Below are 14856 nucleotides of genomic sequence, written 5' to 3' on the forward strand. Positions count from 1 at the left end.
GGCCCACGAGGGTCAGCGGCGCCAGGGGGCGGGGCGGCCGTGGAGCCACCACTCCATGCGGCGGGTCATCCACGGGAGGGCGGCGTACGTCATCACCGGCGTCATGACCAGCACGACGACGAGCACGCGCAGCGGGAGCCAGACGTCGCCGAGGACCGGGGTGGCGAGCCAGTTGACCAGGACGCTGAGCGGGTAGAACACGAGGAAGATCACCGACGCCTGCTTCCACCGCGGCGGGGCGGCCGGGACCGCGCGGAGGTCCTCGACGTCACGGGCCGCCGGGTCGTCGAACCAGCCCTCGATCCCCGTGCGCCGCTCGACCCGCGACTCGACCACGCCGAGCCCGGCGGCCGAGGAGCGCCACCACTGCCGCTGGGGCGAGTGCTCCCAGGCCTGGAGCGAGGTGTCGTCGGCGAACCGGTAGAGCATGTGCCAGGTGTCCGACCCCACCTCGGGCCGGACCCAGCCCGCGCCGAGGAAGCCGGGGAACTGCTGGGCGAGGGTCGTGCCGGCCTGCAACCAGCTGAGCATCTCCGCGTCGTGGCCGGGGTCGAGCGTGCGGGTGATCGAGACGGTGACGGGCTGGCTCATGGGCGCATGCTCGGCGGCCGACGGCCGCGCCCGCAAACCGGCGGACGACTCGGCGGACGACCGGGCGACCGGCGGCTGACTGAGTGGAGGGGCGAGGGGGCAACGGGACCCGGTGAGCGAGGAGGGGATCCACACCCGCGAGGTGTCGGAGGAGTCGGCGGGCCGGTCGGAGGCGGCGTACACCCCCGACCCGCGGCGCTGGAAGATCCTCGGCGTCACCCTCGTCGTCGGGTTCATGTCCCTGCTCGACGTCACGATCGTCAACGTCGCGATCCCGTCGATGCGGGAGGGGCTGGACACCTCCGCCGGGACGATCCAGTGGGTCGTGTCGGGCTACGCGCTCGCGTTCGGCCTGACCCTCGTCGCGGGCGGGCGCCTCGGCGACGCCTACGGGCGGCGGAGGCTGATGCTGATCGGCCTGACCGGGTTCATCGTCTCCAGCGCCGCGGTCGGGTTCGCACCGAACGTCGAGACCGTCATCGCCGCCCGCCTCGCGCAGGGCGCCACCGCCGGCCTGCTCACGCCGCAGAACTCCGGCCTCATCCAGCAGCTCTTCCGCGGCCCCGAGCGCGGCCGCGCGTTCGGCGCCTTCGGCTTCACGGTGTCCCTCTCCTCGGCGCTCGGGCCGGTGCTGGGCGGCGCGATCATCGCGCTGGCCGGCGAGGAGGAGGGCTGGCGCTGGTTGTTCCTCGTCAACGTCCCCATCGGGCTGGCCGCCCTGGTCGCGATCGCCGTGATCGTCCCGGGCCCCGACCGCCGGGACGACGACACGGGCACGTGGATCGACGTGCCCGGCGCGCTGCTGCTCGGCGGCGCGGTGCTGTGCGTGCTCTTCCCGCTCGTGAGCCTGGAGAGCGGCGCGCTGCTTCCCCTGGTGCTGCTCGTCGGCGCCCCGGTCCTCGGCTGGGGCTTCGTCCGGTGGGAGGCCCGGCTCCGCCGCCAGGGCCGACCACCGCTGCTCGACGTGTCGTTGCTGCGCAGCCTGCCCGGCTACAGCACCGGCATGGCGATCGGCACGCTCTACTTCACCGGGTTCACCGGTGTCTTCCTCGTGCTCTCGGTGCACCTGCAGGGCGAGCTCGACCTGACCCCGCTGCAGGCGGGGCTGCTGGTGACGCCGTTCGCCGTCGGCGCCGCGATCACCGCACCGATCTCGGGCCGCCTCGTGTCGCGGTACGGCCGCTCGCTGACCGTCGTCGCGCTGGTGACCATGATGACGGGCACGGCGCTGACGGCGTGGCTCGCGCCGATGCACGACGGCGGGGACATCTGGATGGCGCTCGTGCCGTGCCTGTTCCTCGCCGGCGTCGGCGGGGGCGGGGTCATCTCGCCGAACTTCACGCTCACCCTCGCCGAGGTCCCGCCCCGGATGGGTGGCGCCGCCGGCGCCGCGCTCCAGACCGGGCAGCGGATCGGCTCCTCGCTCGGCGCGGCGCTGCTGATGACGACGTACGGCGTGGCGATGGGCCCGTTCAGCGGCGGCGGCGCGCTGCGGGCCGCGCTGGTCGCGTCACTGGTCGTGCTGTGCGCCGCGCTCGCGGCGGCGGTCTGGTCGCAGCGACACGAATGAGGTCTCATGGGTCATGGCCTCCGAGACGTTCCTCCGCGACCCCGACCCGCACCCGTCGGTCGCCGCCATGCTCGACGCCGACCGCTCCGAGCACGGCTTCGTCATGAACCTCACCCGCGTCTGGGCCCACCAGCCCGACGTCCACCGGGCGTACGTCGCCCTCGTCACCTCTGCCGCCGAAGCCGCGGGCCTCTCGATGCGCGACCGCGGGGTGCTCGTCACCGCGCTCGCCAGCACGATGGGCGACGCCTACTGCTCCCTCGCCTGGGGCGGCCGGCTGGCCGCCGAGGTCGGCGACGCGACGGCGGTCGCCGTGCTGGCCGGCAGCGACGAGGGACTCGACGACCGCGAGCAGGCGCTCGCCGCCTGGGCCCGCGCGGTCACCCGCGACCCGAGCGGCACGAGCGCGCAGGACGTCGACCGGCTCCGCGCCGTCGGGTTCAGCGACGCCGAGGTCGTCGCCGCCACGGTCTACGTCGCCGCGCGGCTCGCCTTCTCCAGCGTCAACGGCGCCCTGGGGGCCCGCCCCGATGCCGACCTGCGGGCCTCGGCCCCGCCCGGCGTGGTCGCCGCGATCACCTGGGGCCGGCCGATCGAGCCCGACGAGCCGGCCCAGCGCTCCTAGAGGGCCTCCCCGAGCGCCCCGAGCACCTGCTCCTTGCGCGGCGCTCCGGCCGCCCGGCTGACCTCGCGGCCCGCGGCGTCGAGCACCAGCGTGGTCGGGGTGCGCAGCACACCGAGCCGGCGGACCAGCTCGAGGTGGTGCTCGGCGTCGACCTCGACGTGGGCCACGCCCGGCACCAGGTCGGCCACCTCGCCCAGCGTCCGGCGGGTCACGCGGCAGGGCGCGCAGAAGGCGGTGGAGAACTGCAGGAGCGTGGCCCGCTCGCCCGGCGCGACGTCGGGCACCGCGGCCGCGACCTCCGTCCACACCGAGGGTTGCTCCGCGCCGACCGTCGTCTCCTCGCGCACCCGTCCCCTCCTCGCGAACCGGCCGTCGGCCACCGCCCGCCACCCGCCCACGGCGAGCGCGAGCACGACGGCGCCCGTCAGCACCCACAGTCCGGTGGTCATGGTCGGGTCAACCGTGCCCGGGGCGCCGTTGTTCCGGTGCCGGCCGCCCCGGCGCACCCCCGCGCGCCCGCAGCCGGACGTTCGCCGCACGGAGCCGGCGTACCTCCTCCTCCAGCGCGAGGACCCGTCCGATCCCCGCCAGGTTGAGCCCATCGGCCAGCAGGTCGCGGATGCGGTGCAGCCGTTCGATGTCGGCGCGGCTGTAGAGGCGCGTGCCGCCGGCCGTGCGGTCGGGGTCGACGAGCCCGCGCCGCTCGTAGACGCGGAGGTTCTGGATCTGCATCGAGACCATCTCCGCCGCCACGGAGATGGCGAAGACGCCTCGCTCGTGCTCGCGGTCCGGACTCACGGGCTTGATTCTGTCGGAAAGATGGAATACAAGAAACCTGTAACCGTTGATACAGGTACGACGGGCTCCGCGGCTCACGCAGACGCGGCACCGTCACCACGAGATGATCGAGGAGGACACCCCATGTTGCTGCGCACCACCGACCCGTTCCGCGACTTCGACCGCCTCACCCAGCAGCTGCTGGGGACGACCAACCGCCCGGCCGTCATGCCGATGGACGCCTGGCGGGAGGGCGACCGGTTCGTCATCGAGTTCGACCTCCCGGGCGTCGCCCGCGAGAGCATCGACCTCGACGTCGAGCGGAACGTGCTGACCGTCCGCGCCGAGCGGACCCCTAACAACGGCGACTGGCAGATGCTGGCCACCGAGCGGACCCGCGGCTCGTTCAGCCGCCAGCTCGTCCTCGGCGACAACCTCGACCTCGACCGCATCGAGGCGTCGTACGACGCCGGCGTGCTGCGGCTGGTCGTCCCCGTCGCCGAGAAGGCCAAGCCGCGCAAGATCGAGATCGGCTCCACCTCCCCCGAGGCGCAGCCGGCCGCGATCGAGAGCTGACCGCCGGCTCCAGCACCGATGGGCCCGGGCACCGATCGGTGTCCGGGCCCTCGTGCGTGCGGGCTAGAGGATCGCGCCGGGGACGTACGCCGCCGCGTCGGGGTGCCGCTCGGTCACGGCCGCCACGCGGCGCACGACCTCCTGCACCTGGGCCACCGCGGCGCCGGTGAAGGCGATCGGCTCGGCCACCAGCGAGGCGAGCTGGTCGGCGGAGAGCCCGAGGCGGGGGTCGGCGGCGAGGCGGGCGAAGACGTCGTTCTCGGCCTGGCCGCGGCGCATGTCGAGCGCGGTGCCGACGGCGGCCTCCTTGATCGCCTCGTGCGCGGCCTCGCGGCCCACGCCGTTGCGGACCGCCGCCATGAGGACCTTGGTGGTGGCGAGGAACGGGAGGTACCGGTCGAGCTCGCGCTGGACGACCGCCGGGAAGGCGCCGAACTCGTCGAGCACGGTGAGGAAGGTCTGGAAGAGGCCGTCGACGGCGAAGAACGCGTCGGGCAGCGCGACGCGGCGCACCACCGAGTCGGAGACGTCGCCCTCGTTCCACTGGTCGCCGGCGAGCTCGCCGATCATCGAGAGGTAGCCGCGGGTGACGACGGCGAGACCGTTGACGCGCTCGCACGAGCGGCTGTTCATCTTGTGCGGCATCGCCGAGGAGCCGACCTGCCCCTCCTTGAACCCCTCGGTGACGAGCTCGTTGCCCGCCATCAGCCGGACCGTGGTCGCGAGGTTGGAGGGCCCGGCGACGAGCTGGACGAGCGCGGAGAGCACGTCGAAGTCCAGCGAGCGCGGGTAGACCTGGCCGACGCTGGTCAGCACCCGGTCGAAGCCGAGGTGGGCGGCGACCCGCTGCTCGAGCTCGGCGAGCCGGGACTCGTCCCCGTCGAGCAGGTCGAGCATGTCCTGCGCGGTGCCCATCGGGCCCTTGATCCCGCGCAGCGGGTAGCGACCCAGCAGGTCCTCGACCCGCTCCAGCGCCACCAGCATCTCGTCGGCGACCGTCGCGAACCGCTTGCCGAGCGTCGTCGCCTGCGCCGCGACGTTGTGGCTGCGGCCGGCCATCACGGTCAGCTCGTGCTCCGCGGCGAGCCGGCCGAGCCGGGCCAGGGTGGCGACCGCGCGGTCGCGGACGATCTGGAGGGACTGCCGGACCTGCAGCTGCTCGACGTTCTCGGTCAGGTCGCGCGAGGTCATGCCCTTGTGGATGTGCTCGTGGCCCGCCAGCGCGCAGAACTCCTCGATGCGCGCCTTCACGTCGTGGCGCGTGACCCGCTCGCGGGCGGCGATCGAGGCGAGGTCGACGCCGTCCTCACCCTGGGCCACCACGGCCTCATAGGCCTCGACGACCCCGTCCGGCACCTCGATCCCGAGGTCTCGCTGCGCCTTGAGGACCGCCACCCACAGCTGCCGCTCGAGGACCACCTTGTGCTCCGGCGACCAGGTGCCGGCGAGATCGGGAGCGGCGTACCGCGTGGCGAGGACGTTCGGGACGGTCACGCGGCGGATTCTCCCACGGCCCGGGCGGTCGGCAAGCTCACGGCTGCCGCAGGCCCCGCCACGGGACCCCGGCGCGCCCGCTCAGCCGTCGAGGACGGCAGCACCCTCGACGACGCCGAGCGGCTCGGCGGCGATGTCGGAGCGGCGCTGCATGCCGGGGAAGGAGATCTCGTCGGCGGCGGCGTACGCCGCGGCGCGGGCCGTCGCGACGTCCGGCCCGGTCGCGCGGACCGACAGCACGCGGCCGCCGGCGGTGACGAGGGCGCCGTCGGGGACCGCGGTCCCCGCGTGGATGACGTCGACGCCGTCGTGCGCGGAGGCCGCGTCGACCCCGGAGACCACGTCGCCCTTCGAGGACGACTCGGGGTAGCCGGCCGAGGCGAGCACGACGCTGACCGCGGCGCCGGCGCGGAAGCGGGGCGGGTCGACCTCGCCGAGGCGGCCCTCGGCGGCGGCGAGGAGCAGCTCGCCGAGCGGGGACTCGAGCAGCGCGAGCACGGGCTGCACGTCGGGGTCGCCGAAGCGGACGTTGAACTCGATGACCCGCGGGCCGGCGGCGGTCAGCGCGAGACCGACGTACAGGCAACCCCGGAACGGCGCGCCACGGCGCGCCATCTCGTCGAGCGTGGGCTGGACGACGGTGGCGATGACGACGTCCGCGAGGTCCGGCGGCGCCCAGGGCAGCGGCGAGTAGGAGCCCATCCCACCGGTGTTGGGCCCGCGGCCGCCGTCGTGGATGCGCTTGAAGTCCTGCGCCGGCTGCAGCGGCCGGGCGGTGGTGCCGTCGCAGACCGCGAAGAGCGAGACCTCGGGCCCGTCGAGGAACTCCTCCACGACGACCCGGTCGCAGGTGGCCGCGTGGGCGAGCGCCTCGTCGCGGTCGGTGGTGACGACGACACCCTTGCCGGCGGCGAGCGCGTCGTCCTTGACGACGTACGGAGACCCAGCCTCGTCCAGTGCTCTACCGACGTCGGTCAGGGAGTCGCACACCCATGACCTGGCGGTAGGAACTCCTGCGGCGGCCATGACCTCCTTGGCGAACGCCTTGGACCCCTCCAGCCGGGCCGCCGCGCGCGACGGACCGAAGCAGGCGGTCCCGGCCTCGACGACCGCGTCGGCGACGCCGGCGACCAGCGGCGCCTCGGGCCCGACGACGACCAGGTCGACGGCGAGCCGTGCGGCGAGCGCGGCGACCGCCGCCGGGTCACCGGGGTCGACGTCGTGCAGGGTGGCGACGGCCGCGATGCCGGGGTTGCCGGGGGCCGCGTGGACCTCGGTCACCCCGGGGTCGCGGGAGAGCGCCAGCGCGAGGGCGTGCTCACGGCCCCCGGTGCCGACGACCAGGACGCTCGCCGGGCCGGTCACGGGTGGACGACCACCGTCTGCTCGCGGCCCGGCCCGACGCCGACGCCCCAGATCCTGGTGCCCGAGAGCTCCTCGAGCGCCTGGACGTAGCGCTGCGCGTTGACCGGCAGGTCGTCGAAGGTGCGGCAGCCGGAGATGTCGGTGCCCCAGCCGTCGAAGTACTCGTAGACCGGCTTCGCGTGGTGGAACTCGGTCTGCGTCATCGGCATCTCGTCCTGGCGGACGCCGTCGACCTCGTAGGCCACGCAGACCGGGATCCGCTCCCACGCGCCGAGGATGTCGAGCTTGGTCAGGAACAGGTCGGTGAGCCCGTTGACGCGGGAGGCGTAGCGGGCGACGACGGAGTCGTACCAGCCGCAGCGGCGCGTCCGGCCGGTCGAGACGCCGATCTCGCCGCCGAGCTGCTGCAGCTGCCGGCCGTCCTCGTCGAAGAGCTCGGTGGGGAACGGACCCGAGCCGACGCGGGTGGTGTAGGCCTTGATGACGCCGATCACCCGGTCGATACGGGTCGGGCCGACGCCGGCGCCGACGCAGACGCCGCCGGCGACGGGGTTCGACGAGGTCACGAACGGATAGGTGCCGTGGTCGACGTCGAGCATCGTGGCCTGGGCGCCCTCGAAGAGCACGGTCTCGCCGCGGTCGAGCGCCTGGTTCAGCAGCAACGAGGTGTCGGCGACCATCGGCCGCAACCGGTCGACGTACGCCGTGAGCTCCTCGACGACCGCGTCGACCTCGATGGCGCGCCGGTTGTAGATCTTGGTCAGCAGGTGGTTGCGGACGTCGAGGGCCGCCTCGATCTTCTGCCGCAGGATCTTCTCGTCGAACAGGTCGGCGATGCGGACGCCGTACCGGTTGACCTTGTCGGAGTACGCCGGCCCGATGCCGCGGCCGGTCGTGCCGATCTGGTTCTTGCCGAGGAAGCGCTCGGTGACCTTGTCGATCGTCGAGTGGTACGACGCGATGACGTGCGCGTTGGCGCTGACGACGAGGCCGCCGATCTCCACGCCCCGCTCGAGCAGGCCGTCGAGCTCGCGGAAGAGCGCCTCGGGCGAGACCACGACGCCGTTCGCGATCACCGAGGTGGCGCCCGGGGTGAGGATGCCGCTGGGCAGCAGGTGCGTGGCGTACTTCTCGCCGTTGATGACGATGGTGTGACCGGCGTTGTGGCCGCCGCTGGTGCGGACGACGTAGTCGATCGGGTCGGTGGTCGCCAGCTGGTCGGTGGCCTTGCCCTTGCCCTCGTCACCCCACTGGGCACCGAGCACGACGATCGCGGGCATGCGTGACTCCTCACGGCACGAAGGAAAGGCCCCGGCAGCAAGCGCTGTCCGGGGCTCTTGCGTCGACACGTTAGCAAGAACGGCGTCGGCACCGCCCGCTATGGTCGCCGCGATGGACCCCCTCCTCGTGATCACCAACAGCGACGCCGGCACCGCCGACGAGCAGCAGCTCGAGAGCGCCCTGGCGATCCTGCGCGCCCGCACCTCGGTGGAGGTCTGCGCCACGTCCGACCCCGGCGAGCTCGACGGCGTGCTCCACCGGGCCGCCTCGCGCCGCATCGTCGTGGCGGGCGGCGACGGCAGCATGCACGCCGTCGTGGCCGCACTGCACCGGCGCCGCGAGCTCTCCGACGCCGTCCTCGGCCTGCTGCCGCTGGGCACCGGCAACGACTTCGCCCGCGGCAACGGCATCCCGCTCGACATCGAGGAGGCGGCCAAGGTCGTCCTCCACGGACGACCGCGACGGATGGACCTGATCCTCGACGAGGTCGGCGAGATCGTCGTCAACAGCGTCCACGCCGGGGCCGGCGCCCAGGCCAGCCGCCGCGCCGACCGCTGGAAGGACCGGCTCCACGGGATCGGCGTCGGCGGGGTCAACCTCGGCCGGCTCGGCTACCCGATCGGCGCGCTGCTCGCAGCGGTCCGACCGCCCTACGTCCGGCTCCGGGTGGAGATCGACGGCCGGGTCGTCGTCGACTACGACGAGCCGGTGCTCATGGTCGCGGTCGGCAACGGCGCGACCGTGGGCGGCGGGACCGAGCTGACGCCGGAGGCCGACACCCGCGACGGGCTGATGGACGTCATGGTCGCCCGCTCGGTGGGGCCCTTGCAGCGGATCGGCTACCTCGGCTCGCTGCTCCGCGCGACCCACCACGAGCGTGGCGACGTCCTCTACGTCCGCGCGAAGCAGGTGACCATCGACGGCGAGCAGTTCTACTGCTCCGCCGACGGGGAGATCTACGGCCCCGAGCGCCGCCGGACCTGGCGCCTGGAGCCCGGCGCCTACTCGATGGTCCTGCCCTGAGCGGTCCTGCCCTGACCCGGCCCTGACCCTCGAGGGCCGGCTACAACCACCCGCGCCGCACGGCCTCGGCGCCGGCCTGGAACCGGGTGTCGGCGCCGAGCTCGCCGAGCAGGTCGGCCACGCGGCGGCGGACGGTCCGCAGGCTGACCCCCAGCCGGCGGGCGATCTGCTCGTCCTGCGCGCCCTCGGCCAGCTGCTGGAGCAGGAAGCGCCGCAGGTCCGGCCGGCCCTCGGCCCGCTCGAGCTCCGGCACCGGGAGCGCGCGCTCCCAGAGGGCGTCGAACCACAGGCCCAGGGCCTCCACCAGACCGCGTTGCCGCAGCAGGGTCAGCGGCTCGTCGACGAAGCCGAGCGGCTCGGGGAGCAGGGCGTAGCTCGTGCCGATCACGCACAGCCGGGTCGGCACGCTCGGCAGGACGCGCACCTCCTCGCCCGCGGCCGCGCGCCGAGCCAGGGCGGCCCGCGACCCCGTCAGCGCCCGCACCGGGTAGATCGCCCGCGCCCGCCGCCCCTGGCCGACCACCTCACCGAGCAGCTCGGTCATGCCGTCCTCGCGGGCCTCCTCGAGGTACTGGTCGGGCCGCAGCGACCGGACCTCGCCGAGGTTCTGCTCGATCAGCGTCCGGGTGAGGTCCACCGCGTGGGTCCCGCCCCCCGTGCTGATCTCGCCGTCGATGGGCCGGACGTGCCCGTCGTCGGCCATCGACCGCACGGTGCGCCCGGCCAGCAGCGGCACGGCCGCCGCGAGGTCGGAGAGCCGGGCGTGCGCCCGGGCCGCGGTCGCGGCCGTCTCGCTGAGCACCCGGACGACCGCCTCGGCCGGGCTGTCGACGAAGACCCGGTCGTCCTCGATCCGCACGATGCCGTGCTCGACGAGCGGCGCGAGCTCGCGCAGCAGCTCGTCCGGCGTACGCATCAGGGCGGCAGCGACGGACACCACCTGGCGGCCCGCCTGCGCGCGGACCCGCTCGTAGAGCTGGTCGTCGTCGTCACCGAGGCCGAGCGCCTCACGCAGGGTGGCGGGCGGACGGGCGGCAGGCACCCCTCCACGGTAGTGGCATCTTCCGGCCACCGGCAGCCAAGCGCCGCGATGGCCTGGAACGGCCAGGCATGCTGGAGGCGTACGCCGACGAAGGGATCGGCCGCCGGACTCGGGGGAGGCGGCGGCCGACCGGGTCCCGCGTCGGGGGACGTGGCGGCCGGTCGGCGTGCCGGAGGGCGTCGGGACCGCCGCAGGGGACGGTTCCGGCGCCTTCCTCCCCCGGCGGTAGCGTTGCCCCTCGTCCACATCACGTGGTCCACCCGACGTGCGAGGAGCGAGCAGTGGCGCGAGGCAACCGGTCCGAGAAGGGCGCCGGGGAGCCCGTCGACTGGGTCACCCGCGCCGCCGACGACGCGATCCGGCACGCCGGCCTGGGCGACGGTGCCGACGGTCGTGAAGGTGACCTCGACGGTGACCGGATGATCACCTGCGCCTCCGGCGCGAGCCCGTCGGGCCCGATCCACCTGGGCAACCTGCGGGAGTTCCTCACCCCGCACCTGGTCGCCGAGGAGATCCGCCGTCGCGGCATCCCCGTGCGGCACCTGCACAGCTGGGACGACTTCGACCGGTTCCGCAAGGTCCCCGCCGGCGTGCCGGCCGAGTGGTCCGAGCACATCGGCCGGCCGCTGTCGGCGGTGCCGGACCCGTGGGCGTGCCACGAGTCGTGGGCCGAGCACTTCAAGGCGCCCCTGCGGGCGGCGCTGGCCGAGATGGGCGTGGAGATGGAGGAGGTGTCGCAGACCGAGCGCTACCGCGCCGGCGCCTACACCGAGCAGGTCCTCCACGCCATCCGGCACCGCGACACGATCGAGGAGGTGCTGGCCGAGCACCGCACGAAGAAGGCCGCCCCCGTCGCGGAGAACGAGCAGGAGGCCGAGGCGCTGGCCGACTCCGTCGCCGACGAGGACGAGCCCGGGGCCGGGGCCGGGGCCGCCGGGGACGGTTCGCTGGCGCGCTTCCCCTACAAGCCGTACTGCCGCGACTGCGGCCGCGACACCGTCGACGTCACGGCGTACGACGACGACACGACCGACCTGTCCTACACCTGCTCCTCCTGCGGGTTCAGCGGCGTGACCAACGTGGCGACCCAGCACGAGGGCAAGCTGGTCTGGAAGGTCGACTGGCCGATGCGCTGGGCCTTCGAGCGCGTCGACTTCGAGCCCGGGGGTCTCGACCACTCCACGCCCGGCTCCTCCTACACGGTGGGCAAGGAGCTGGTGAAGCGCGTCTTCGACTTCCGCGCGCCCTCCTACGTCGCCTACGCCTTCGTCGGGTTCGCCGGCATGCAGAAGATGTCGTCCTCCGCCGGCGGGGTGCCTACCGCGGCCGACGCGCTCCAGGTGCTCGAGGCGCCGATCCTGCGCTGGCTCTACGCCCGCCGCCAGCCCAAGCAGGCGTTCAACATCGACTTCGGCGCCGAGGTCGTCCGCCTGTACGACGAGTGGGACTCCCTCGGCCGCAAGGCCGCCGACCCGGCCAAGCGCGACGCCCAGGTGCTGGCCTTCGAGCGCGCCTCGGCGACCGCCGCGGCCGGCACGCTGCCGACCCCGCGGGTCGTGGTGCCGTTCCGGCTGCTCTCCTCGGTCGCCGACGTGACCGCCGGCAGCGCCGAGCTGATCAGCGGGATCGTCGCCCGCGGCGGCCACGCCCACGACTCCGTCGCCGACCTCCAGCCGCGACTGGACCGCGCGATGACGTGGACCGCGGAGTTCGTGCCCGCCGAGGACCGCACCACCGTCCGCGAGGAGCCCGACGCCGAGCGGCTGGGCCGGCTCACCGAGGACGAGCAGCGCTGGCGGACCACGCTGCTCGACCGCCTGCCCGCCGAGCTCGACGTCGACGGCACCACCGCGCTCGTCTACGGCGTCCCCAAGCTGGCCCGCGGTCTCGCCCTCGACGACGCCCCGACCGACGAGGTCAAGGCCGACCAGAAGGCGTTCTTCCGGCTGCTCTACGAGCTCCTCGTCGGCGCCGAGCGCGGCCCCCGCCTCCCCACGCTGTTCCTCGCCCTCGGCCCCGAGCGGATCCGCCACCTGCTGACCACGCCGTAGCCCGGCCTCCCGCGGCTGGTCGCGGAGCGGACCGGTTCAGCCCGCGACGAGGTACGCCGCGGGGAGACCGAGCAGGCCGACCACCCCGGTGGCGGCGAGCGCGAGCAGCACCAGCGGCCGACCCGTGCGGCGGAGCGCGCCCGGGTCGAGCGAGCAGCCGAGGGCGAACATCGCAGTGGCCAGCGCCGCGGCCTGGACCGCCCCGGCCGAGGCGAGCAGCCCGTCGGGCAGCGGCACGGCCGCCCGCAGCGCGACGAGGGCCACGAAGGCGACGACGAACGCCGGCACGAGCGGCGGGCGGCGCACTCCCGGGGCGGTGCGGCGGGCGCGCACGGCGACGACGGCCAGGACCGGCGCGAGCAGCAGCACGCGGCCGAGCTTGACCGCGACGGCGACCTCGAGCGCTGCGCCGCCGAGCAGCCCGCCCGCGACGACGACCTGACCGACCTCGTGGACCGACGCCCCCGCCCATGCGGCGGTGGAGGCGGGCGGGAGGCCCAGGACGGTGCCGAGGAGCGGCACGGCGAGCATCGCGACGCTGCCGCAGACGACGACCAGGGCGACCACGCGGGCGACGTCCTCGGCGCGGCTGCGCCGGACGCCGTCGAGCGCGGCGACCGCGGCGGCCCCGCAGATGGAGAACCCGCAGGCGACGAGCAGCGCCTGGTCGGGCGGTACGCCGAGGACCCGGCCGACCGCGAGGGTCGCGGTGATGCCGAGCGCGACCACGCCGACGACGACCGCGACCACGGGCCAGCCGAGCGCAAGCACGTCGTCGAGGACCAGCTGCAGGCCGAGCAGCGCGACGCCGACCCGGAGCACACCCCGCGACGCCGTGCCGAGGCCCGGCCGGACGACCTGCGGGAGGCGACCCGACGCGGCGGCGGCGAGGCCGAGCGCCACGGCCACCAGCGTCGCGCCGAGCGCCGGCACCGCGGCGTGCACGGCCAGCGCCACGGCCCCGGCGCCGCCGGCCAGGAGCAGGCCGGGCAGCGCTCCGGACAGCGCCCCGGGCGCGCGGGTCTCGACCATGCCTCCACCCTCGGGGTCGGACGGCCGCGGCGGTAGCCGTCGATCCAGCCGGGACTCATGCCGTCTTGATATGAGTCAGCGCCTGCTCATACGTTGGGCGCATGAGCGGACAGCCGGACCTCGCCGGCCTCGACCTGCTGGTCCGGGTCGCCGAGACCGGTTCGGTCGGCGCGGCGGCGCGTCAGGTCGGGATGGCGCAGCCCAACGCCAGCCGGTTGCTGGCGAAGCTGGAGCGGCAGCTGGACCTGGCGCTGCTGGTCCGCACGACGGCCGGGTCGCGGCTCACGACCGAGGGCGAGGTGGTGGTCGCCTGGGCGCGGGACGCGCTGGCCGGGGTGGAGCGGGTGGTGCTGGGCGCGCGTTCGCTGGCCGCCCAGCGCAAGGCGCACCTGACGGTGGCGAGCAGCCTCACGGTCGCCGAGCACCTCGCGCCGCGCTGGTTGGCCCGCTTCCGCCGGGAGCACCCCGACCTGCACGTCAGCCTCGACGTGGGGAACTCCCACCACGTGCTCGACCGGGTGACGTCGGGACGCGTGCCGCTGGGCTTCGTGGAGTCACCGACCGTCCCGCGGACCGTCGCGTCCACGACGGTCGCGCGCGACCGGCTGCTCGTCGTCGTCGGACCGGCGCACGCGTGGGCCCGGCGGCGTACGCCGGTCACGGCGGCCGAGCTGGTCGCCTCCGACCTGGTGCTGCGCGAGGCCGGCTCGGGGACCCGGGAGACGCTCGTCCGCGCGTTGGACCTGGCCGGCCACGCGCTCGGCGAGCAACGGCTGGAGCTGGCCAGCACGGCGGCGGTCAAGGCGGCCGCGGGCGAGGGCGGGGCGCCGGCGGTGCTGAGCGAGCTGGCGGTGGCCGCGGAGCTCGCGACCGGTCAGCTCGTCGCCGTACCCGTCGCCGACCTCGACCTGTCCCGCTCGCTGCGGGCGGTCTGGCTGCCCTCGCGGCGGCCGGAGGGACCGGCCGCCGCGCTGGTCAGGCTGGCGCGCGCCTCGGGTCAGGCGTCGCCGAGCAGCTCGGCGTAGGCGGTCGGCGAGGAGTCGCGCAGGAAGTCGCGGCACCGCTCCCACTCGTCGGTCTCGCCGATCGCGCGGGCGGCCTTCGCGAGCAGCGCGAGGCAGGTGAGGAAGCCGCGGTTCGGCTCGTGCTCCCACGGGACGGGGCCGTGGCCCTTCCACCCGTTGCGGCGGAGCAGGTCGAGGCTGCGGTGGTAGCCGACACGCGCGTAGGCGTAGACCGTCACCGCGTCGGCGTCGGCCGCCACGGCCTCCTGGGCGAGCGCGGCCCAGGCGACGGGCGACGCCGGGCTGCGGCGCACGACCTCCGTCGGCGCCTCGCCGCCCGCCAGCGCGTCGGTCGCCGGGTCCGCCGGGAGGTGGGTCGGCGGGGGGCCCGCCATCAGGTCGCGTCCGATCGGGGTGGTCATGGA

15 protein-coding genes are annotated in these 14856 nt (G+C 74.7%); 6 read left to right on the forward strand and 9 right to left on the reverse strand.

All coding sequences use genetic code 11. From position 1 onward, the window contains the following. Nucleotides 1-12 precede the first annotated feature (12 nt). Nucleotides 13-591: an antibiotic biosynthesis monooxygenase gene (locus G6553_RS15130; protein ID WP_166194663.1), complete on the reverse strand. Its 579-nt coding sequence runs from the start codon at nucleotides 589-591 to the stop codon at nucleotides 13-15. Between the two features lie 112 nt (nucleotides 592-703). On the opposite strand from G6553_RS15130, the gene G6553_RS15135 reads away from it, so the two are divergent. Together G6553_RS15135 and G6553_RS15140 are read left to right on the forward strand one after the other, a co-directional pair. Beyond that, nucleotides 704-2161: an MFS transporter gene (locus tag G6553_RS15135; RefSeq protein ID WP_347565735.1), complete on the forward strand. Its 1458-nt coding sequence runs from the start codon at nucleotides 704-706 to the stop codon at nucleotides 2159-2161. Nucleotides 2162-2174: 13 nt separating this feature from the next. Then, nucleotides 2175-2786, forward strand: a complete 612-nt coding sequence (locus tag G6553_RS15140) for a hypothetical protein (protein WP_166194666.1) — start codon at nucleotides 2175-2177, stop codon at nucleotides 2784-2786. Here the strand turns inward: G6553_RS15140 and G6553_RS15145 are convergent. Together G6553_RS15145 and G6553_RS15150 are read right to left on the reverse strand one after the other, a co-directional pair. Next, a complete protein-coding gene (locus tag G6553_RS15145) occupies nucleotides 2783-3235 on the reverse strand; it encodes a thioredoxin family protein (protein WP_166194669.1) in 453 nt (150 codons plus the stop codon). The genes G6553_RS15140 and G6553_RS15145 overlap by 4 nt on opposite strands. Before the next feature lie 7 nt (nucleotides 3236-3242). Further along, entirely contained in the window at nucleotides 3243-3584 is a 342-nt protein-coding gene (locus G6553_RS15150; protein ID WP_166194672.1) for a MerR family transcriptional regulator, read from the reverse strand. Nucleotides 3585-3707: 123 nt separating this feature from the next. On the opposite strand from G6553_RS15150, the gene G6553_RS15155 reads away from it, so the two are divergent. Continuing rightward, nucleotides 3708-4139 carry an HSP20 family small heat-shock protein gene (locus G6553_RS15155; protein ID WP_166194675.1) on the forward strand — a complete coding sequence of 144 codons (432 nt, stop codon included), beginning with the start codon at nucleotides 3708-3710 and terminating at the stop codon, nucleotides 4137-4139. 63 nt (nucleotides 4140-4202) lie between these two features. Here G6553_RS15155 and purB read toward each other — a convergent pair whose 3' ends face one another. The 3 genes from purB to G6553_RS15170 form a co-directional block, all read right to left on the reverse strand. After that, the gene (gene purB / locus G6553_RS15160) at nucleotides 4203-5633 is read right to left on the reverse strand and encodes an adenylosuccinate lyase (protein WP_347565736.1); all 1431 of its coding nucleotides are present in this window, start codon (nucleotides 5631-5633) and stop codon (nucleotides 4203-4205) included. Nucleotides 5634-5714: 81 nt separating this feature from the next. Next, nucleotides 5715-6998, reverse strand: coding sequence for a phosphoribosylamine--glycine ligase (gene purD, locus G6553_RS15165; protein WP_166194678.1), 1284 nt, complete (start codon nucleotides 6996-6998; stop codon nucleotides 5715-5717). Next, complete coding sequence (locus G6553_RS15170; protein WP_166194681.1) at nucleotides 6995-8278, reverse strand: adenylosuccinate synthase; 1284 nt, start codon at nucleotides 8276-8278, stop codon at nucleotides 6995-6997. The genes purD and G6553_RS15170 overlap by 4 nt, the downstream gene beginning before the upstream one ends. 112 nt (nucleotides 8279-8390) lie before the next feature. Between G6553_RS15170 and G6553_RS15175 the strand changes: the two genes are divergently transcribed. Then, nucleotides 8391-9302 (forward strand): YegS/Rv2252/BmrU family lipid kinase, encoded by a 912-nt coding sequence (locus G6553_RS15175; protein WP_207619833.1) that lies wholly within the window; start codon nucleotides 8391-8393, stop codon nucleotides 9300-9302. A 40-nt stretch (nucleotides 9303-9342) separates the two neighbouring features. Here G6553_RS15175 and G6553_RS15180 read toward each other — a convergent pair whose 3' ends face one another. Next, complete coding sequence (locus tag G6553_RS15180; RefSeq protein WP_347565737.1) at nucleotides 9343-10344, reverse strand: helix-turn-helix transcriptional regulator; 1002 nt, start codon at nucleotides 10342-10344, stop codon at nucleotides 9343-9345. 281 nt (nucleotides 10345-10625) lie between these two features. Between G6553_RS15180 and lysS the strand changes: the two genes are divergently transcribed. Beyond that, nucleotides 10626-12395, forward strand: a complete 1770-nt coding sequence (lysS, locus tag G6553_RS15185) for a lysine--tRNA ligase (protein WP_166194684.1) — start codon at nucleotides 10626-10628, stop codon at nucleotides 12393-12395. Nucleotides 12396-12431: 36 nt separating this feature from the next. On the opposite strand, the gene G6553_RS15190 is transcribed toward lysS, so the two are convergent. After that, nucleotides 12432-13427, reverse strand: coding sequence for a putative sulfate exporter family transporter (locus tag G6553_RS15190; protein WP_166194687.1), 996 nt, complete (start codon nucleotides 13425-13427; stop codon nucleotides 12432-12434). A gap of 101 nt (nucleotides 13428-13528) precedes the next feature. On the opposite strand from G6553_RS15190, the gene G6553_RS15195 reads away from it, so the two are divergent. Continuing rightward, nucleotides 13529-14452, forward strand: a complete 924-nt coding sequence (locus G6553_RS15195; RefSeq protein WP_166194690.1) for a LysR family transcriptional regulator — start codon at nucleotides 13529-13531, stop codon at nucleotides 14450-14452. On the opposite strand, the gene G6553_RS15200 is transcribed toward G6553_RS15195, so the two are convergent. Next, entirely contained in the window at nucleotides 14425-14853 is a 429-nt protein-coding gene (locus G6553_RS15200; RefSeq protein ID WP_166194693.1) for a DUF3151 domain-containing protein, read from the reverse strand. The genes G6553_RS15195 and G6553_RS15200 overlap by 28 nt on opposite strands. Between the last annotated feature and the right edge of the window lie 3 nt (nucleotides 14854-14856).

It is taken from the genome of Nocardioides sp. IC4_145, assembly GCF_011250565.1.
Lineage (GTDB): Bacteria > Actinomycetota > Actinomycetes > Propionibacteriales > Nocardioidaceae > Nocardioides.

What these genes read in the sequence shown, in the direction of transcription:
- G6553_RS15140 (WP_166194666.1), top strand. Translation starts at nt 2,175, where the DNA reads ATGGCCTCCGAGACGTTCCTCCGCGACCCCGACCCGCACCCGTCGGTC.
- G6553_RS15175 (WP_207619833.1), top strand. Translation starts at nt 8,391, where the DNA reads ATGGACCCCCTCCTCGTGATCACCAACAGCGACGCCGGCACCGCCGAC.
- G6553_RS15155 (WP_166194675.1), top strand. Translation starts at nt 3,708, where the DNA reads ATGTTGCTGCGCACCACCGACCCGTTCCGCGACTTCGACCGCCTCACC.
- G6553_RS15145 (WP_166194669.1), bottom strand. Translation starts at nt 3,235, where the DNA reads ATGACCACCGGACTGTGGGTGCTGACGGGCGCCGTCGTGCTCGCGCTC.
- G6553_RS15170 (WP_166194681.1), bottom strand. Translation starts at nt 8,278, where the DNA reads ATGCCCGCGATCGTCGTGCTCGGTGCCCAGTGGGGTGACGAGGGCAAG.
- G6553_RS15130 (WP_166194663.1), bottom strand. Translation starts at nt 591, where the DNA reads ATGAGCCAGCCCGTCACCGTCTCGATCACCCGCACGCTCGACCCCGGC.
- G6553_RS15200 (WP_166194693.1), bottom strand. Translation starts at nt 14,853, where the DNA reads ATGACCACCCCGATCGGACGCGACCTGATGGCGGGCCCCCCGCCGACC.
- G6553_RS15195 (WP_166194690.1), top strand. Translation starts at nt 13,529, where the DNA reads ATGAGCGGACAGCCGGACCTCGCCGGCCTCGACCTGCTGGTCCGGGTC.
- G6553_RS15190 (WP_166194687.1), bottom strand. Translation starts at nt 13,427, where the DNA reads ATGGTCGAGACCCGCGCGCCCGGGGCGCTGTCCGGAGCGCTGCCCGGC.